Consider the following 16,837-nt stretch of genomic DNA (forward strand, 5'->3'; position numbering starts at 1 on the left):
TTCCCCCTTGTGTCGCCGCTCAGCGGGTGACCGCACCCGGCGGCGGCTCGTTCATCAGCACCCAAAATAGATTGAGCTGCCTGACACCTTCGACGAACTCGTCGAAGTCAACCGGCTTGACCACGTAAGCGTTGGCCCCCAACTGGTAGCCGCGTACCACGTCCTGCTCTTCGCGGGATGAGGTCACCACCACCACCGGGATGACCTTCAGCTCGGGATCACTCTTGACTTGGCGCAGCACTTCGATTCCGTCCACCTTGGGCATCTTCAGATCGAGCAGCACCAGCAGCGGGTGGCCGTCGGGACGGCCGGCGAAAGCACCGCGGCGGTAAAGGTAATCGAGGGCCTCGGCACCATCGCGCACCACCTGGACATCGTTGGCGAGGCGGTACTCCTCCATCGCCGTCAACGTCAGCTCGATGTCGTGGGCATTGTCTTCGGCCAGCAATATCTTTTTCGCCTCCATACGCCCTCCTCGTCAGTTCTTCAGGCGCGGTTGAGAGAGAAGAAGAACGTCGCCCCGTGATCGGGCTCGCCGGCAGCCCATATCCGCCCGCCGTGGCGGTGGATGATGCGGCGCACGGTCGCCAGCCCGATGCCGGTGCCTTCGAACTCCTCGTCGCGGTGCAGGCGCTGGAAGACGCCGAAGAGCTTGTGCGCGTACTGCGGGTCGAAACCCACCCCGTTGTCCTGCACGGCAATTACCACCTGGCCGCTATTGTCGCCCGGCGTGGCGCGGATAGCAATGCGCGCTTCGGGGCGCGGGGCGGTGTACTTGATGGCGTTGGCAAGCAGGTTGACCCACACCAGACGCAGCAGCTCGGCGTCGCCGGCAACGGCCGGCAGCGCTTCGATCTCCCAGACGATGCGGCGCTCTTCCATCGCCGGCGCCAGTTCCTGCCGGGCCTCGCGTACCAGGCTATCGAGATCGACCCGCCGGGTACGCAACTCAGTGCGGCCGGTGCGGGAAAACATCAGCAACTCGTCGATCAGCCGGCCCATTTTGACCGCCGATTCGACAATGATACCGAGGTGGCGGGCGCCGGTGGCGTCCAATTGCGCGGCGTTACGTTTGAGCAACAGCTTGGCGAACCCGCTCATGTGGCGCAGCGGCGCGCGCAGGTCGTGTGACACCGAGTAGCTGAATGCCTCCAGCTCTTTGTTGGCGGCTTCCAGCTGCGCGGTGCGGTCCGTTACCCGCTGTTCGAGCTCGGCGTTGAGGGTGCGAATCTGCTCTTCGGCCACGCGCCGCGCGGCGTCCAATTGCTCCAGCGACCAGGCGTTGAGCCAGACCGTTAGCGCCAGCACCGCGCTGGCGGACATCACCATCAGTGCCAGGCCGAATTCCGTCTCGTAGTAACCGGCGCGTTGGCCGAGCAGACGCAGCCAGCCAACGATCGCCGGCACCACCAGCACGGGTAGCAACAGGCGGCGCGCCGTCACCCCGCCGAATCCGTCGCTGGTGACGATTGCCATCACGCCGCGCCGCGGCCGCGCGCACAGCAGCCCGGCGCTCAGAATCATGAACACCACGGTGGTGTGCACCGCCACGGAGCCGAACGCCGCCACCGCGTAGAGCGCGCGCGCGCCGTAAGCGTAGCCCATGATCATCAGGAACGAGAGCAGGCCAACACCAATCGTTAGCGCCTCCGCCGGCCGCCACGCCCACTTGGTTTCGAGATCGAGCAGCAACAGCGCCAGCCCGAGCAGTACCAGACACAGGGCGGTTGCCCCTGCCATCCGCCCGCCGGCGAGCAGCAGGGCGTCGATGCCGAAATCCCAGCCGCTGGCGTACTCGGCCAGCGTGAGCGAGCCGAGCAGGGTCACTACCGCCGCGCCGGCGACGGCAATCGCGGACTGAGGACTACCGATTGCTGATTGCCGTGGACAGCGCAGGCGCAGGGCGACGCCACTGAGCATTACCGCCAGGGCGGTATTAGGCTTCATCGTGGCCAGGCCGGGCAGCACGCTCTTCAGCGCACCGACATCGAGCACCCAGCCGGCCAGCACCAACGCGCCCACCACCGCGGCCAGCGCACCTGCGATACGGGCAGCGTGCTGGCAGCGCCGCGCCCTGACTTCAGCGGTAATGGCCCTCATCCTCCACCCACCGTGCTTGACGCACGAGATCTCGCCGACCGGCGATGACCGGGTCTGGAGCGGCTGCCGTTTCGCCCAGGCACCATTGCGAGCAATTCTAGCCCCAGCCGGTGATCCCCCGCAATCTAGCTGGTAGTAGGCGGCCGGCCGATCGTGCTAGGGTGCGGCCGTGTCTCGTGGGACTCGTGCCATCGTACCACCGCCGCCCGGTTCGCGACCGCCCGTGCGCTGTTTGCTGGCCAGCCCGCACGGGATGTTCCGGCGCGGTTTGCAGCGGCTATTGATGCAGCAGACGGGGGTGCAACTGGTGGGCGAAGCCGGCAACATTGCAGCGCTGTGCCGCGCGGCGGCAACGAGCCAGCCCGACATCGTGGTCTTCGATCTACGCTTGCTCGAACACGAAGATGGCGATGACCTGGCCGCGTTACCCCAGCGCGCCCCGCGCACCCGAGCATTGTTCCTCGGCTCGGAGGCGGAGCGCGAGTACTGCGCGCAGCTGCTGCCGCTGGAGGCCTGGTCACTGGTGACGCTCGACGCCAGCGTCAGCGCGGTCGCCGCCGCCATTCGTACTCTCGCCAACTGGCCGCAACCGCGGGTGGGCTCGGCCCGGCCGCCCCGGCTCACGGCGCGCGAAAACGAGATTGCCAGGTTAGTGGCCGCCGGCCGGCGCAACTACGAGGTTGCCGCCCACTTCAAAATCTCCGAGGACACCGTCAAGCGCCACCTGACCAACATCTATCGCAAGCTCGGGATTCACGAACGCGTGGCTCTCGTGCGCTACGTCAAGCAGGCCGGCCTGCCGCTGTCCGGCCGCGCCGCTACCGTAACTCGGCTCAACCCCAACAGGAGGCCAAGATGTTAGAACGATTCAAGACCATCGTTGTAACCACCGACTTCTCCGAGCGCGGCGATCACGCGATTCCGCACGCCTTTCGCATTGCCGCCGACAACGACGGCAAGGTCATAATGTGCCACGTGCTCGAGACCGTGATCACGCCCGTACCGCTCTATGCGCAGTACTACCCCACGGATCTGTTGACCCCCGAGGTGCGCGCCCGGGCCGAACAGGACGCCGGCGACGCCTTACGCCAGCGTGTGCCCCAGGACGCCACGCTGGCGGCGGTGCCGTTCTCGCTCAGCATCGTTCATGGCAGCCCCGCGCGCGAGATCGTCCACCTCGCCGAGGAAGCCAAAGCCGACCTCATCGTCATCTCCACTCACGGCCACACCGGCTTGAAGCACATCGTCCTCGGCAGCGTCGCCGAGCGAGTCCTGCGCCACGCCCACTGCGCCGTTCTGGTGGTGCGCTGAGTGGGCCGGTTTGCGATTGCGGTGGTGGACGTCCTTCGGCCCGCCGCACCGCGCTCACTTTGATCTTGAAGCGAAGCGCGCCGCGGGGCCGGCGCCCGCCAGAATCTACGATCCGTGAAATCGTCGCGCCACGCCAAGACTTTCGCGGCTAGTTGCTCACAGCACGCGGTAGACCCGATACTCGACCGTAGGTCCGGGCAAGACGCGGCCCTCGGCCACAAACACGGTGTGATTGAGCCAGGCGTAGCGCGGGTCGCCGGTCTCGAAGCGCGGGTTGGTGCGGAAGTACAAGTCGCCGTAATCGGTGGCGTGGCCCGCGGCGATGGCCTGCTGCACCTGCTCGTTCATTTCGAGCACTCCGTAGTACGATAAATAGATGGCCGCGCCGTCGTCGGTGATGAACTGTGCTCGCACATCCAGCCGGCCCCAGCCGTCGGGGCCGATCAGCAGCCAATCGCCCCCGCCAGTGAGCACATTGCCCTTCAGCCCTTCGCCCTCGAGCCGGCCGCCGATCACTTCGTAAAAGGCGCGCGTTCCGTACGGGCCGGGCCCGACCATCACCGGCTCTTTCAGGGTTGCGTGGTAAGTGAATGCGTATTCGACCTTCATGCCGTCCCTCCGTTGTACGCCAAGCACCAGCGCGCCATACCACAGCCCGCGCCCGCGGGACACCGAGGGCCGAGCAACGGCGCCGCGCGTCGGCAACCAGCAGGCAATGGCAGCGGCGCTTGCCCGGCGTGCGGATTTCTATCGGGTGGTGTACACGATTCCTGATGAAGGCGTGTGGCAGGGCGGTCTTTGCTCACGGCTTGGGGCTCGGCATGCTATTGTCGGCAAGTGTTGCCCTGAGCCCGGCGCGGGGGCAGTCGCCCAGCCCTCATTTCGCGGCCGCTGCCAGGCCGGCGCCCCTCGCTTGCACTGGCGATTGCAACGGTGACGGTTCGCTGAGCGTGACCGAGCTGGTCACCGGCGTGAATGTCGCTCTTGGTGAGATGCCGCTTACTGTTTGCCGCGCCTTTGATTTCACTCTTGACGGGCGGGTGACCATCAACGAGCTGGTCCGAGCAGTCAATGCCGCCCTCGACGGTTGCCCTCCCGCTGCGGCAGCATTCCCGGTCGGGGCCTATTTCTGGCCTGACCGAGCGTACGGCGAAAGCGGCAGCGCGCTGCATCAGCGCCGGCCGAGTCAACCTAACTCGCGGTAGATCCAACCACGGCGGACCAGCCACTTTTCGACCTCTACCGCAACCAACACCACCGCCGCAAGCAACAGCGACAACCCCAGCTCGCCCGCACTCAGCGGCGTGGTTTTGAAAACCGGATTCAACGGCGGCAGGTAGATCGTCGCCAGCTGGAGCGCAAATGTCAGCACCACCGCGCCCAGCAACGGCCGGTTGGACCACAGCCCTAGCCGCGGCAGCGACTCCTTGTACGAACGGATAGCCAGCGCATGCCCCAGCTGCGACAGTGTCAAGACGGTGAAGACCATCGTCTGCCAGTGCGCCGAGCCGGTGTGATAGGCCCATGCTTGGGTCAACAAACAGACGCCGCCCATGAGCAGCCCGACCCAGATGATGTGCTGCCACATGCCCTGCGCGAAGATGCTCTGCTGCGGCGACCGCGGCGGCCGCTGCATGACTTCCCGCTCTTCCGGCTCGGCCGCCAGTGCGAGGCCGGGCAAACCGTCGGTGACGAGGTTGATCCACAAGATGTGAATCGGCAGCAGCGGGATCGGCAGCCCCAGAAACGGGGCCAGGAAGATCGTCCAGATCTCCCCGGCGTTGCCGGTCATGGCGTACTTGATGAACTTGCGAATGTTGTCGAAGATGCGCCGCCCCTCTCGCACCGCGCTGACGATGGTGGCGAAGTTATCATCGAGCAGGATTATGTGGGCGGCCTCGCGGGCGACGTCGGTACCGCTCAACCCCATCGCCACGCCGATGTCGGCGCGCTGCAAGGCCGGGGCGTCATTGACCCCGTCGCCGGTCATGGCGACGAATTCGCCCTGGTCTTGCAGCGCGCGCACGATCTTGAGCTTCTGCTCCGGGGCCACCCGGGCGTACACCCTGATGCGCTCGACCGAGCGCTCGAACTCGACCATCGACAAGCGCTCAAGCTCGGGCCCGGTCATGACCGCGTCGCCGTCGGCAATGATGCCGAGCCGTACGGCAATCGAGCGGGCCGTGGCCGCGTGATCGCCGGTGATCATCACCGGCGTGATGCCGGCTGAGCGGCACAGCGCCACCGCGGCGGCGGCCTCGGGCCGGGGCGGGTCCATCACCCCCACCAGGGCAAGCAAGCTCAGCTCGCGCTCGACCGCTGGTGGCGAAAGCTCAGCCGGCAGCTCCGGCCAGTGGCGCCAAGCCACGGCCAGCACCCGCAAGCCGGTCGCGGCCATCCGCTCCGCCTGCGCCAGCATGGTCGCGGTTGCCAGCGCAACGACTCCGCCCGGGCTCAGTACGCTGCCGCAGTGGCCGAGCAGCATTTCCGGCGCCCCTTTGGTGAAGGAAACCACCGCGCCGCCGGCGCGATGAAACGTCGTCATGCACTTGCGCTCCGAGTCGAACGGCAGCTCGGCCAGACGCGGGGCCAGACGCTCTTGCGTGGCCTTGTCGTAGCCGGCCCGTGCCGCCGCCAAGTAGAGCGCCACTTCGGTCGGATCACCGCTAACACTGCCGTCGCTGGCGACGCGGGCATCGTTGCTCAACGCCAGCGCGCGGTAGAGCGCCGGCCACGGCTCGGCGCCATCGGCGGGCGCGGGTGAGGCGGCCCACACCTGCCCGCCGGCGTAGAACTCTTCCACCCGCATCCGGTTCTGCGTCAGCGTGCCGGTCTTGTCGGAACAGATGAAGGTGACCGAACCCAAGGTCTCCACCGCCGGCAGTCGCCGGATGAGCGCCTGCTTCTGCACCATCGTGCGAGCCCCGAGCGCCAACGACACCGTGACCACAGCGGGCAAGGCTTCCGGGATGGCGGCGACCGCGAGACTGACGGCGGTGAGAAACATGAGCACGACCGGCTCCCCGCGCAGCACGCCCACCAGAAACACCAGGGCGCAGACGGCGATCACGGCCAGCGCCAATTGCCGGCCGAAGCGCGCCAGCCGCTTTTGTAACGGAGTCTTGTGCTCGTCTGCGCCCCGCAGGAGATCGGCAATCTTGCCGAGTTCGCTCTGCGCGGCGGTCGCCACCACCACGCCGGCTCCCCGGCCGTAGCTCACCACCGTGCCCTTGTAAGCCAGGTTGCGCCGGTCCCCCAGCGGCAGCCCGAGCGCCGCCAACGCTTCAGTGCACTTCTCCACCGGCGCCGACTCGCCGGTCAGTGCCGACTCGTCCACCTTGAGCTGCACGGTTTCCACCAAGCGCAAGTCGGCCGGCAGCAAATTGCCCGCCTCCAGCAACACTACGTCACCGGGCACTAACTGCGCCGCCGGCAGCACCAGCACTTTGCCGTCTCGCCGCACCGTCGCGGTCGCCGACGCCAGCCGCTTGAGGGCCGCGACCGCGCGCTCGGCCCGGTACTCCTGCACGAATCCGACCAGGCCATTGAGCAGCACTATGATTACGATCGCCAGCGTATCGCCAGCATCGCCGATCGCACCGGAGATGATCGCCGCCCCGATCAGGACGAGGATCATGAAATCGGTGAATTGCCCGAGCAGCATCCGGTACGGGCTGCGACGGTGCTGCTCGGGAATCTCGTTGGGCCCGTGCACGAGCGCACGCCGGCCGGCCTCATCGCCGGATAGGCCGCTGCCGACATCGACCTGCAAGCGGGCCGCAACCTCCGCTACCGAGAGCGCGTGCCAAACCGGTGACTGATCGGCTGAAGCGGAGGTGCTGGAGGGCGCGGTTGCCATAGTGGGCGGAAGTTCTCGCGGGCCGTGAAGCCGTGGCATGGTAGCAAGAGAATCACGACAACACGACGTTGAGGCAAGCGGATAGCGCCATCAAGAGGATAGGAAAGCCGTAGCCGCGTAGCCGGCACCCACGGGGATGGTGAAGTAGAAGGTCGTGCCCTGCCCCGGCACCGACTCCAGCCAGATGTGCCCGCCGTGGCGCTCGACGATCTTCTTGCACAGCGCCAAGCCGATGCCTGTGCCGGCGTATTCCTCGCTGCGGTGCAGCCGGCGAAACAGCACGAACACCTGCTCGAAGTACTGTGGATCAATGCCGATACCGTTGTCTCGTACTGAGAAGACCCAACGCGGCGACTGGCCTTCGGCTGCGCCCACCCAGGTCGGTGGTTGGGCCGCTCCCGGCTGGTCGTCGCGCGTGGCCGAGACGTGGATTTCGGGCTTGCGTTCACCGCGATACTTGATCGCGTTGCCGAGCAGGTTCTGAAACAGCTGCGCCAGCTGCATGCCGTCACCTGGCACCGTCGGCAGCGCACCGCGCCTGATCACCGCCCCGCTCTCGGCAATTGCCGCCTGCAGGTTGCTGGCCGCGGTGCTCAGCGCCGCCTCGCAGTCGACTGAAGTAAACTCCTTGCCGTGGGTGGTAACGCGCGAGTATCTCAGCAGATCGCTGATCAGCACCTGCATCCGCTTAGCGCCGTCCACGGCATAGCCGATGAATTCTTGCGCATCGCGGTCGAGCTGCCGCTTGTAGCGGCGCTCCAGCAGCTGCAAGAAGCCGGCGACCATGCGTAACGGCTCCTGCAAGTCGTGCGAAGCGACGTAAGCGAATTGCTCCAACTCGGCGTTCGAGCGCTGCAGCTCGGCCAGCAGATGGGCACGCTCCTTTTCGCTGATCCGCCGATCGCTGACGTCCCGAATCACCGAGATGACCCCTTGAACCTTGCCGCTGCGGTCATACAGCAACGAAGCCCTAACCTCGGCCGGAAAAACACCGCCATCCTGTCGGCGCAAGATGTACTCGCCGCCGCTGAGGGTGCCCTCACTGAAGGCCTTCTCCATCTCCAGCGCCACTCGCGCCGTTTCCTCCGGGGCAATCAACTCAAACAGCTTTCGTCCAATCGCCTCCTCCGCGCTCGCGAAACCGAACATAGCGACCCCCTGGCGGTTGAGCGCGCAAACGTTGCCCTCCGCATCGACCAACGAGATGCCATCGGGAGAAAGCTCAACCAGCTGACGGTAGCGCTCCTCGCTTCCGCGCAGCGCCTCGCTGCTGCGGTTGAGCGCTTCGAGCATATCGTTGAACGCCGCTTGCAGTGAGGTTACCTCACTGCTGCTGCTGCTGCTGAGCACGGCGCGTGCCAAGAGATCACCGCGCTGCACACGGCGAGCGACTCGAGCCAAGTCTGTGATGGGTCGGACCAGAAGCCACCCGGCGCCGAACGCCAGCGTCGCGAACAGCAGCGTTGCCGCGGCAAAGATGGCGGTGATGGTGCGCGCCAACTCGGTCAACGGCCGAAACGCGAGCGCGGTGGGCTGGTCGAGCAGGAGGTGCCAGCCGCTGCCGCGATAGCCGAGGTAGCCGCTCTGGCGCGCGTCAGCTCGCATCAGCGGCTGGCCCGCTTCCGGGGTGATCAGCTCCGCGGTGTCGCCGAAGGCGTTGGGAGCGAGCACCGGGCGCTGCGCGCGTTCGGGCGGCAGCGGCTGTCCGATCTCGTCACGCCGTTCGGTGCGCGCCGCAATGATGATCCCGCGCGATCGACACCGATGCTGTGCCCGCACAGATCGGCCAGCCGCCCGATCTCAGGACGCGCCACGATCGCCTCGACCCCGGCGGAATCGTCTACCTTGATAACGAACACCAGATCGGCGCCTTCGAGATCTAACTTGATCAGATCGAACAATGCGAAGCTGTTGGAATCGAGCTTTCCGGCCATCACATCGCGCAACGAGGCGGCGTAGTCGGGGTTGGTATCGATCAACTCGACCGGCAGCCCCGCCTCGGCAAACCAGCCTTTCTTGTCGGCGATCTCGATCCAGTATTCGCCCGGCCAGTAGTAGCGGGGAAGCCGCATGGACAGGCCCGTGGTATGGGGGCGCTCCACGCTCGTCGCCCCGAACCGCCACCAGATCGCAGCGGCGATGGCGAGGACGACGAGTAAGGCAGTGCTAAGTGCAAGACGCTTCATCGCGATTCCAATCCGAAATCAAAACCTCACTCCCATCGCCACCACGGTGTCGAACGAATCGTGGCGGCCCAGGGCGGTGGCGCCGGAGTTGATGGTGGCGAACGAGTTGGTCAGCCCGGAGCGCGCCAGCGCGTCGCCGGGGATGCAGTAGCCAAGCAGCACGTTCAGCCAGAACCAATCGTTCGGGTACCATTCGACGACCAGGTTGAACTCGCTGCCGGTTAGCCGCAGCGACCAGTCCACACCCTCGATCGAGACCCGAGGCGCCGCCGAGCCGGCATCTTGCCCGAGCACCAGTCGGCTAACCACGGTCAGAATCGCCCCGGCCAGCGCCGCGCGTTTCGGCAATGCCCGCATGCATCGTCCTAGCCGGGGCCGACTGCCGCAACACTCATGCCGTTGCGGTCGCGCAATCACGGCTGGTGATTTGGCGCGCTAGGAATCTAGGCGAGTGGCAGTTCTGCGAACGAATTCAGCAGCTAAGAAGAAATGCCCGTCGGCCGAGTCCGACAGCAGGTCGGACTTACTGCCGCCGGGGCGTGCTTTCGGGTCGTCTTGAATGCTATGGTCCACGCCCGGCAACGCCATCATTCGGAGCAAGGAGCTATCATGCCGCAATCCGATCTGTCGCCTTCGTCTTCCGCCCACGGCAACGGTGGTAGAATCGATGGTCTTCCCCGCTTGGCGGATCTCAGCTCGCCGGTCGGGCAGAGCGAGACGTTCCAGGTGCTGCTGTCGCTTGCGGAGCGCAAGACGGGCCTGATTCCCGCACCGCTACTTGCCACTCACGTGCTGTCGGTAACCAGCGCGGGGGACTGGCCGCTGCAACGGGCGGCGATGGAGGCGTTACTGCGCCGCTGCAAGTTCGCCAAGCAGGACGCCCTCGAGGTCGCTTCGCGTCCGGCCGGCAAGGGCATGTACGGCCAGTACAAGACCAAGCGCGCCGGTTCGAGCGAGCGCCCGTACACCACGTTACTGGCAGGATTCGAACCGTTGCGCGCCAGTTGCGACTGTGCCGACTTCGTGCGCAACTCGCTGGGGATCTGCAAGCACGTGCTCACCGTGCTCGACGATCTCGCCGGCCGCGGGCACAGCCTCGCGAACGGGCAAGCGGCGCCGCCACCACCGCAGCGGCCTTGCGTGCACTGGCATCCGGTTCGCCCACTGACCGGCAAGGGCGACTGGCTCGAACGCGTCAGCCTGATCGCCGGCGGGGACGGCGGCTCATTGCCGGCCAATCTCAGCAAGTGGTTTTGTCGCAGCGATACGGGAGCACTGATTCCCGACCCCGCTCACGCGGGCACACCCCGCGGCCGCCTCGGGCTGGTGAATGCGCTCCTGTCGTTGGCAGCATCCCAACCCCGACGCCGCAGTGGGGACGGCGTGGCTATGGAGCCGGCGCTACGTCTCCTACTCGCAACGGAAAAGGAAAGCCTGGAACGTATCATCGGCAACCAGGTTGCGGCGCCGGCGTTTCAGCGGGCCTTGCACTCTCTCAAGCGCAAGCTGTACCCGTACCAAAGCGAGGGCGTCGAACGCTTCCTGACGGCGGGCCGGCTCTTGCTCGCTGACGATATGGGCCTGGGCAAGACCGTGCAGGCCATCGCCGCGGGTCACGCATTGTGGGCTACCGGCAAGGTGCAGCGCGGCTTGCTCATCGTGCCGGCCAGTCTCAAGCCGCAGTGGCTGCGGGAGTGGCAGCTTTTCACTGACACGCCGATCGCCGTCGTCGAGGGCGGGCCGGCGCAGCGCTGGGCGGCCTACCGCAAGCAGGCCAAGGGTTTCCTGATCGCCAACTACGAGCAGGTGCTGCGCGACCTCGAGCACATGTATGGATGGCGACCGGACCTCGTCGTGCTCGATGAGGCCCAGCGCATCAAGAACTGGGCGACCAAGACCGCGGCCTATGTAAAGAAGCTGCGGCCGAAATATCGGCTGGTTTTGACCGGCACCCCGATGGAGAACCGGATCGAGGAATTGGCCTCGCTGCTCGACTGGGTCGATGACTTCGCCTTGGAACCGAAGTGGCGGCTACAGCCGTGGCACTCGACCTACACCGACGGCAAGAAGGAGGTGGGCGGGGCGCGCCACCTCGACACCTTGCGCCAGCGTTTGTCCGGGAGCATGGTCCGGCGCGTCCGCAGCGAGGTATTGCGCCAGCTGCCGCCGCGTACTGACACCACGGTGACCGTCGAACTCACCGAGGCCCAGCGTGAGGAGCACGATGCCCTGATCCAGCCAATCGCCCAACTGGTGGCGATTGCCCGGCGCCGGCCGCTGGCGCAAGCCCAGTTCCTGCGGCTGATGAGTTTGCTGACGACCCAGCGCATCATCGCCAACGGCCTGGGCCAGGTGCAATTCGCCACGGTGTGGCCGGCGATCTCGCAGGTGCGCCAGCCCGACGCCGCCTTGGTGCAAACCCTATCGAGCCCGAAGCTGCTCGAGTTGCGCGAGATCGTGACCCAGCTCGCGCTCGAACAGGGCCGCAAGGTTGTTGTCTTCAGCCAGTGGCGCAGGATGCTGCAACTCGCCCATTGGGCCGTTGCCGGCCTGCTCGGCGAGCGCGGAGTGCGCGCGGTGTTCTTCACCGGACACGAGGGGCAACAGCGCCGGACACAGAACATCGTCGAGTTCCACGACGACCCGAACACGCGCGTGCTGTTCGCCACCGACGCCGGCGGCGTCGGGCTCAACCTGCAACGCGCCGCCAGCAGCTGCATCAACATCGAGCTGCCCTGGAACCCCGCGGTCTTGGAGCAGCGCATCGGACGCATCTACCGCATGGGGCAGAAGCAGCCGATCGACGTCTACAATCTGGTGAGCGAAGCCAGCATCGAGGGGCGGATCGCGGCGTTGGTGTCAGGCAAGCGAGCACTCTTCACCGGCCTGTTCGACGGCGACAGCGACGAGGTCCGCTTCGACCGCAGTGGTTCGTTCTTGGCGCGTCTGGAACAGATCGTCGAGCCGGTGCAGGTGCCCGATCTGCCCGAGAACCGCGACGGCGCGGACGACACCGAGGCCGCCGATCGCGAAACGGACGGAGTGGTGGGTGCGGCCGACGAGTCGCAGGACGTCGCTGCCGCCACCGCAGCGGCAGCCAGCACACTGCTTGTGGGTGCCGCGCCCCCTTCTGCGGTCGATGTGAAGTCGCTCTTTGCCGCCCTCGAAATCCGCCGCAGCGAGCGCGGCGGCATCACCATCGAGGCGCCGCCCGAGGCCGCCGCCACACTCGCCGCGCTGTTCGAAGGCATGGCCACCATGCTGCGCGCACAGGCAGCCGCCTAGCCGCTGCGGCGCCGTTCGGCGAGCCGGGCGCGAGTCATGCGCTCGCGCAGGCCGCCTTCCTCGATGAAGGCACGCTCCAATTGCCGAATCTGCCGGTCGAGCAGGTAACTGCTCACACGGATCAGGCCGATGATAACGTTGGCCGCAACCAGCGGATCGGCGCTCTCGATGCCCTTGCGGAAGGTCTCGTAGGTGGCGTCGGGGATTTGGTTCAGCTCGCGCAAGCGGCGTGCGTAAGCATGCTCTTTCGGCCACTCCGCCCCGCCGCGCACGCGCAGGAAGTCGCGGTAGTCAGCCAATAGCTCCTCCAGGCTGGCGCGCGCCACGTTGGTCAGCTTGATCTCGGTCTCCTTGGAGGTGGCCGACGCCATACTGCCTTCGATGATGTTCTGCTTACCGGAGCGCGCCGCCTGGACCATCTGGTCATGCGTGCGGCTGCGCCGGTCGATGAAGTGATCGCAGAAGTAGACAGTGGCGTCGTAGACGATCTCCGCCTTTTGGTAAGAGCGCAGGCGCTTGTAGCCACCGTGCCGCGGGATGAAGCCGGTGCTCATGGGCTAGCCCTTGGTAGCAAGCGAAGAAAAGGACTGCAAGAAGAAAAGGACAACAAGGGACTGCAAGGACAACAAGGACTGCAAAGACAGGAATGGCGCCAAGGTGTCCTTGCAGTCCTTGTTGTCCTTGCAGTCCCTTGTTGTCCTTGCAGTCCCTTGTTGTCCTTGCAGTCCTTTTCTTCTTGCAGTCCTCGCAGTCCTCACCATCCCCCTAGTCCGCCTCCCACACCAACGGCGCCACCGCTACCTCACCGTTAGTGAGTGTAGCCACCCACGGCCAGCCCGCGGTAGTGATGTACCAAGCCTCCTGCTGCGGCTGATACACCAGCTCGGCGGCGTGCGCGGCTAGCCGCGTCAACAGCGACGGCGAGCGCCGCACGCCGCGGTAAGTGCCGAAATCGTAGGGGTTGTCCGCATGGAACACCAGCGTGTCATTGTAAGAAGGCGGGTCGAGCCAGACCTTGGCCGCCAGCAGCGCCGCCGGCCAGAAGAACGAGTCGTTGTTGTAAGTCAGCGCCAAGTAGTAACGCCCCCGGTAGCGGGCCACGGCCGGCGACTCGGTCGAGGCTACGATGGCGTTGCGCTCGCTGCCCCAGCCGCTGTCTAAGGCCGCACCGATGTATTGCCAGCCCTCGAGGTCAAACGACTGGTAGAGGTCAACGCGCGAGAAGTAACGGCCGCGCGCGGTGCTGTAGAGCAGCCACTGCCCGGGCGCGAGCTTGAGGATCATCGCGTCGCGAAAGAACCGATGCATCGGCGCCGGCATGACGACGCGGTGATCGGCCCAGGTGATCCCGTCCGCTGAAGTCATGCGGTGCAACTGGTGGGGCGACCAGAACAGCGAGTAGCCGCCACTATCTGTGAGCACATGCGGCGCCCAGGCGAGTGCACCGAAGTCGGCCACCGGCGTCTCTTCGCGCATACCCGCGGCCGGCGGGAAGTCGGAACTGGAGCCGGAGGCGAAATACTTCTCCTCGGCGTAATTGCCGTCACTCTGCGAAGTGATGCCGAGCACCCGCCAACGACCGCCGGCATCCTGATAGACGGTGTGATCGTTGATGTAGCGGCCGTGCCGCTGCGGCCGGAACAGGGTCTGCCACGGCCCGGCGATGCGCGGGACGAAGACCGGCGCCTGGCCGGCTTCGACCGTGGCGCTGACTTCGCCGAGCAGGCGCGCCGGGCCGGCATCGGCCGGCTCGGCCCACACGCGATAACTGCCGCTCTGCCGCAGCAGGTACGAGCCGAATTTGGCGCGGCCGATCGGTTCCCAGGCCTGCGCCGTACGCCGCTCGACGCGGTATTGCTCGGCCCCGGGATCAGCGATCCACCCGAGGTGGGCCCAGCCGATGCCGCCGGCGAGCTGCAAGCCGAAGCCGGCTTGGCGTTGGCGCACGAAATGGCGCGGTATCGAGCTATAAAAATCGGTGGCCAGCGGCCATTCGAGCGCGCTGCGGACGGCGGCTTCGAGCAGCAGCCACAGGCCCAGGAGCGCAGCCGCAGCGGCTAGCAGTCGCCGCCCGCGTCCAGGGCGCTTGTGGGGCAGTGCGCTCAATAGAAATCCGGCCGCAGCATGGCGTCGGTGCCGCCGTCGACGAAGAGCACGCTGCCGCAGCAGAACGACGCATCCGGGCTGAGCAGGAACACGATCGCCGCAGCGATCTCCTCGGGCTCGCCAAAGCCGCCGGTGGGGATCGGAAACGACTGAATCGCCGGGCCAAACACCGGGTGATTCAGGCCTTCCTGCAACAGCGGAGTCATGACCGCACCGGGAGCAACGGCGTTGAGCCGGATGCCGGCCCCGGCCCACTCCGCCCCGGGCGCGCTGCGGCGCACCCAGCGCGCCAGCGCCAACTTCGAGCCGGCGTAGCAGCGGTGCCCGTCGAGCGTCATCGCCAGGCGGCGCGCCTCGGCTTCGTCACCGGCCAGACAAACCTCCACCAGTGGTGAGTCGGCGCCCGGGATGGTCGAGGAGTTCGACGAGACCGCCACTACGGCAGGATCCTCCCCCTGGGCCAGCGCCGGGCGCAGGCCGTCGAGCAACGCGATGGCGCCGAAGTAGTTCAGCGACACGATCGTCGACCACGGCTCGACCTGGGGCCCGACGCCGGCGCAGGCCACCAAGCCGTCGAGCCGGCCGCCGCAGAGCTGCAGCACCGCGGCCACCGCCGCCACCCGCCCGGCGGCGCTGGCCAGGTCGGCGATGACCTCGGCATCGCGCAGGTCGATACCGATGACCGTCTCGCCACCGACTTCCAGTCGCGCACGCGTGGCCGCGCCGATGCCGGACGCCGATCCGCTCACTGCAATAACACCCATCTGAGTCCTCCCGCCGGTAAGGGCACTAGCGCCTTCTACTGTGGCGCCGGCCGCGCCGCAACCGCCAGTCGTCCGCTATCCCCGCCCTCACTCACCTTCCGCACACTCCAGGCGCAGCGCCAGCGATCCCGTGGTATCGGCGAGCATCCCGATCCACCAATCGGCCCAGCCGTACTTCTGCGACAGCAGCCGGCGAATGCGCTGGTGCCCGTCGGGATTCGCCAGCACGGTGGCGCGACAGCGCCGGCGGGAGCCGCCGCGCAGCAGCTCGACCTGCGGATTGCTGCGGAGCTGGAGCAGAAACGGCCGCTCGGCGTTGGCCGCCTCGACCCAGGCGGCGCCCTCGGCATCGGCGATCCAGGTGCGCGTGTCACGAGCTGTGCCGTTCTGGTCGAAGGTGCGCAACACCACCACCTCACGGCCTTCCAAGGCGACGGCAGTCAGCGCACCGAACAGCAACAGCGCGGCGAGAGCGGCGCGGAGAACCCGCTTAACCGCCCGCCGCTTGGCAGCGGCAGCTATGGCGGTACGACGCCCGCTCACGGCGCGTCGCCGGGGTTGAACAACGCCTCGATCACGTCGCCGGTCACCGCCGCCAGCGAGGCCACCACCAGCGTCGCCAGGGAGAAGTCGTTCTCGAGCGTGAAGTCATGCGGCACGGCGATGCACTTGCATCCGGCGCGGTGGGCGGCAACGACGCCCTTGTAAGCGTCCTCGATCACCACGCAGCGCGCCGGCGGCAACTGCAAGCAGGCGGCCGCGGCCAGGAACGCATCGGGCTCGGGCTTGGCGCCCCGGTAATCCTCGCGCGTGACGATGGCGGCGAAGAAGCGGCGCAGGTCGAAACGGTCCATGACGAACGACACGTCCAGCGCCGATGAATTGGTCGCCAGCGCCAGCGGGAAGCCCGCGCTGAGCCGGCCCAGCGCCTCGACCACGCCGGGCATGAGCGTAACCTCGGCGCGCAGCAGCTCGTGATAGACGGGATTCTTCAGCGCCCGCAGTGCCCCGGCATCGAGCGGCAGCTTGTACGTCTTGACCGCGTACTCCGGACCGCGGCCGGCCGCGATCCACTCGCGGCCGTACTCCGCCCGCGAGATGCGCACGCCGTACGGCTCCAGTACCCGGCAATACGAACGGTACTGCAACCCTTCCGAGTCGATGATCACGCCATCGAGGTCGAAGATGATGCCGGCGGACATGCGGGCGACGGCAGGCAAAGCCAG

The 16,837-nt window shown here is 66.7% G+C and carries 16 protein-coding genes; 4 read left to right on the top strand and 12 right to left on the bottom strand.

Annotation, left to right across the window (positions count from 1 at the left end):
• Positions 1-19 precede the first annotated feature (19 nt).
• A complete protein-coding gene (locus HY699_02315) occupies positions 20-466 on the bottom strand; it encodes a response regulator (GenBank protein ID MBI4514635.1) in 447 nt (148 codons plus the stop codon).
• Between the two features lie 20 nt (positions 467-486).
• Complete coding sequence (locus HY699_02320; GenBank protein MBI4514636.1) at positions 487-2,100, bottom strand: hypothetical protein; 1,614 nt, start codon at positions 2,098-2,100, stop codon at positions 487-489.
• Positions 2,101-2,323: 223 nt separating this feature from the next.
• Between HY699_02320 and HY699_02325 the strand changes: the two genes are divergently transcribed.
• Both HY699_02325 and HY699_02330 read left to right on the top strand, forming a co-directional pair.
• On the top strand, positions 2,324-2,962 hold the full coding sequence (locus tag HY699_02325; protein MBI4514637.1) for a response regulator transcription factor: 639 nt from the start codon (positions 2,324-2,326) through the stop codon (positions 2,960-2,962).
• Complete coding sequence (locus tag HY699_02330; GenBank protein ID MBI4514638.1) at positions 2,956-3,411, top strand: universal stress protein; 456 nt, start codon at positions 2,956-2,958, stop codon at positions 3,409-3,411. Before HY699_02325 ends, HY699_02330 begins: the two co-directional genes overlap by 7 nt.
• A 156-nt stretch (positions 3,412-3,567) precedes the next feature.
• Here HY699_02330 and HY699_02335 read toward each other — a convergent pair whose 3' ends face one another.
• The gene (locus HY699_02335) at positions 3,568-4,020 is read right to left on the bottom strand and encodes a DUF3237 domain-containing protein (protein ID MBI4514639.1); all 453 of its coding nucleotides are present in this window, start codon (positions 4,018-4,020) and stop codon (positions 3,568-3,570) included.
• A 341-nt stretch (positions 4,021-4,361) separates the two neighbouring features.
• Here HY699_02335 and HY699_02340 point away from each other — a divergent pair, with 341 nt between their 5' ends.
• Complete coding sequence (locus HY699_02340) at positions 4,362-4,616, top strand: hypothetical protein (protein ID MBI4514640.1); 255 nt, start codon at positions 4,362-4,364, stop codon at positions 4,614-4,616.
• Here the strand turns inward: HY699_02340 and HY699_02345 are convergent.
• The 4 genes from HY699_02345 to HY699_02360 all read right to left on the bottom strand — a co-directional run bounded on the left by HY699_02345 (position 4,598) and on the right by HY699_02360 (position 9,813).
• Complete coding sequence (locus tag HY699_02345) at positions 4,598-7,270, bottom strand: cation-translocating P-type ATPase (protein MBI4514641.1); 2,673 nt, start codon at positions 7,268-7,270, stop codon at positions 4,598-4,600. The two genes, HY699_02340 and HY699_02345, sit on opposite strands and share 19 nt — an antisense overlap.
• Positions 7,271-7,360: 90 nt before the next feature.
• The gene (locus tag HY699_02350; GenBank protein ID MBI4514642.1) at positions 7,361-8,941 is read right to left on the bottom strand and encodes a PAS domain S-box protein; all 1,581 of its coding nucleotides are present in this window, start codon (positions 8,939-8,941) and stop codon (positions 7,361-7,363) included.
• Positions 8,902-9,456, bottom strand: coding sequence for an ABC transporter substrate-binding protein (locus tag HY699_02355; GenBank protein ID MBI4514643.1), 555 nt, complete (start codon positions 9,454-9,456; stop codon positions 8,902-8,904). The genes HY699_02350 and HY699_02355 overlap by 40 nt, the downstream gene beginning before the upstream one ends.
• An 18-nt stretch (positions 9,457-9,474) precedes the next feature.
• Positions 9,475-9,813 (bottom strand): hypothetical protein, encoded by a 339-nt coding sequence (locus HY699_02360; protein ID MBI4514644.1) that lies wholly within the window; start codon positions 9,811-9,813, stop codon positions 9,475-9,477.
• A gap of 252 nt (positions 9,814-10,065) precedes the next feature.
• Here HY699_02360 and HY699_02365 point away from each other — a divergent pair, with 252 nt between their 5' ends.
• The gene (locus HY699_02365) at positions 10,066-12,741 is read left to right on the top strand and encodes a DEAD/DEAH box helicase (GenBank protein ID MBI4514645.1); all 2,676 of its coding nucleotides are present in this window, start codon (positions 10,066-10,068) and stop codon (positions 12,739-12,741) included.
• On the opposite strand, the gene HY699_02370 is transcribed toward HY699_02365, so the two are convergent.
• The 5 genes from HY699_02370 to HY699_02390 all read right to left on the bottom strand — a co-directional run bounded on the left by HY699_02370 (position 12,738) and on the right by HY699_02390 (position 16,813).
• On the bottom strand, positions 12,738-13,295 hold the full coding sequence (locus HY699_02370; GenBank protein ID MBI4514646.1) for a four helix bundle protein: 558 nt from the start codon (positions 13,293-13,295) through the stop codon (positions 12,738-12,740). The genes HY699_02365 and HY699_02370 overlap by 4 nt on opposite strands.
• 211 nt (positions 13,296-13,506) lie before the next feature.
• Positions 13,507-14,847: a hypothetical protein gene (locus HY699_02375; GenBank protein MBI4514647.1), complete on the bottom strand. Its 1,341-nt coding sequence runs from the start codon at positions 14,845-14,847 to the stop codon at positions 13,507-13,509.
• The gene (locus HY699_02380) at positions 14,844-15,611 is read right to left on the bottom strand and encodes an SDR family oxidoreductase (GenBank protein MBI4514648.1); all 768 of its coding nucleotides are present in this window, start codon (positions 15,609-15,611) and stop codon (positions 14,844-14,846) included. Before HY699_02380 ends, HY699_02375 begins: the two co-directional genes overlap by 4 nt.
• Before the next feature lie 87 nt (positions 15,612-15,698).
• Positions 15,699-16,154 (bottom strand): hypothetical protein, encoded by a 456-nt coding sequence (locus HY699_02385; GenBank protein ID MBI4514649.1) that lies wholly within the window; start codon positions 16,152-16,154, stop codon positions 15,699-15,701.
• Positions 16,151-16,813 (bottom strand): HAD family phosphatase, encoded by a 663-nt coding sequence (locus HY699_02390; GenBank protein ID MBI4514650.1) that lies wholly within the window; start codon positions 16,811-16,813, stop codon positions 16,151-16,153. Before HY699_02390 ends, HY699_02385 begins: the two co-directional genes overlap by 4 nt.
• Positions 16,814-16,837 lie beyond the last annotated feature (24 nt).

The organism is Deltaproteobacteria bacterium (assembly GCA_016210005.1).
GTDB lineage: Bacteria > Desulfobacterota > Binatia > HRBIN30 > JACQVA1 > JACQVA1.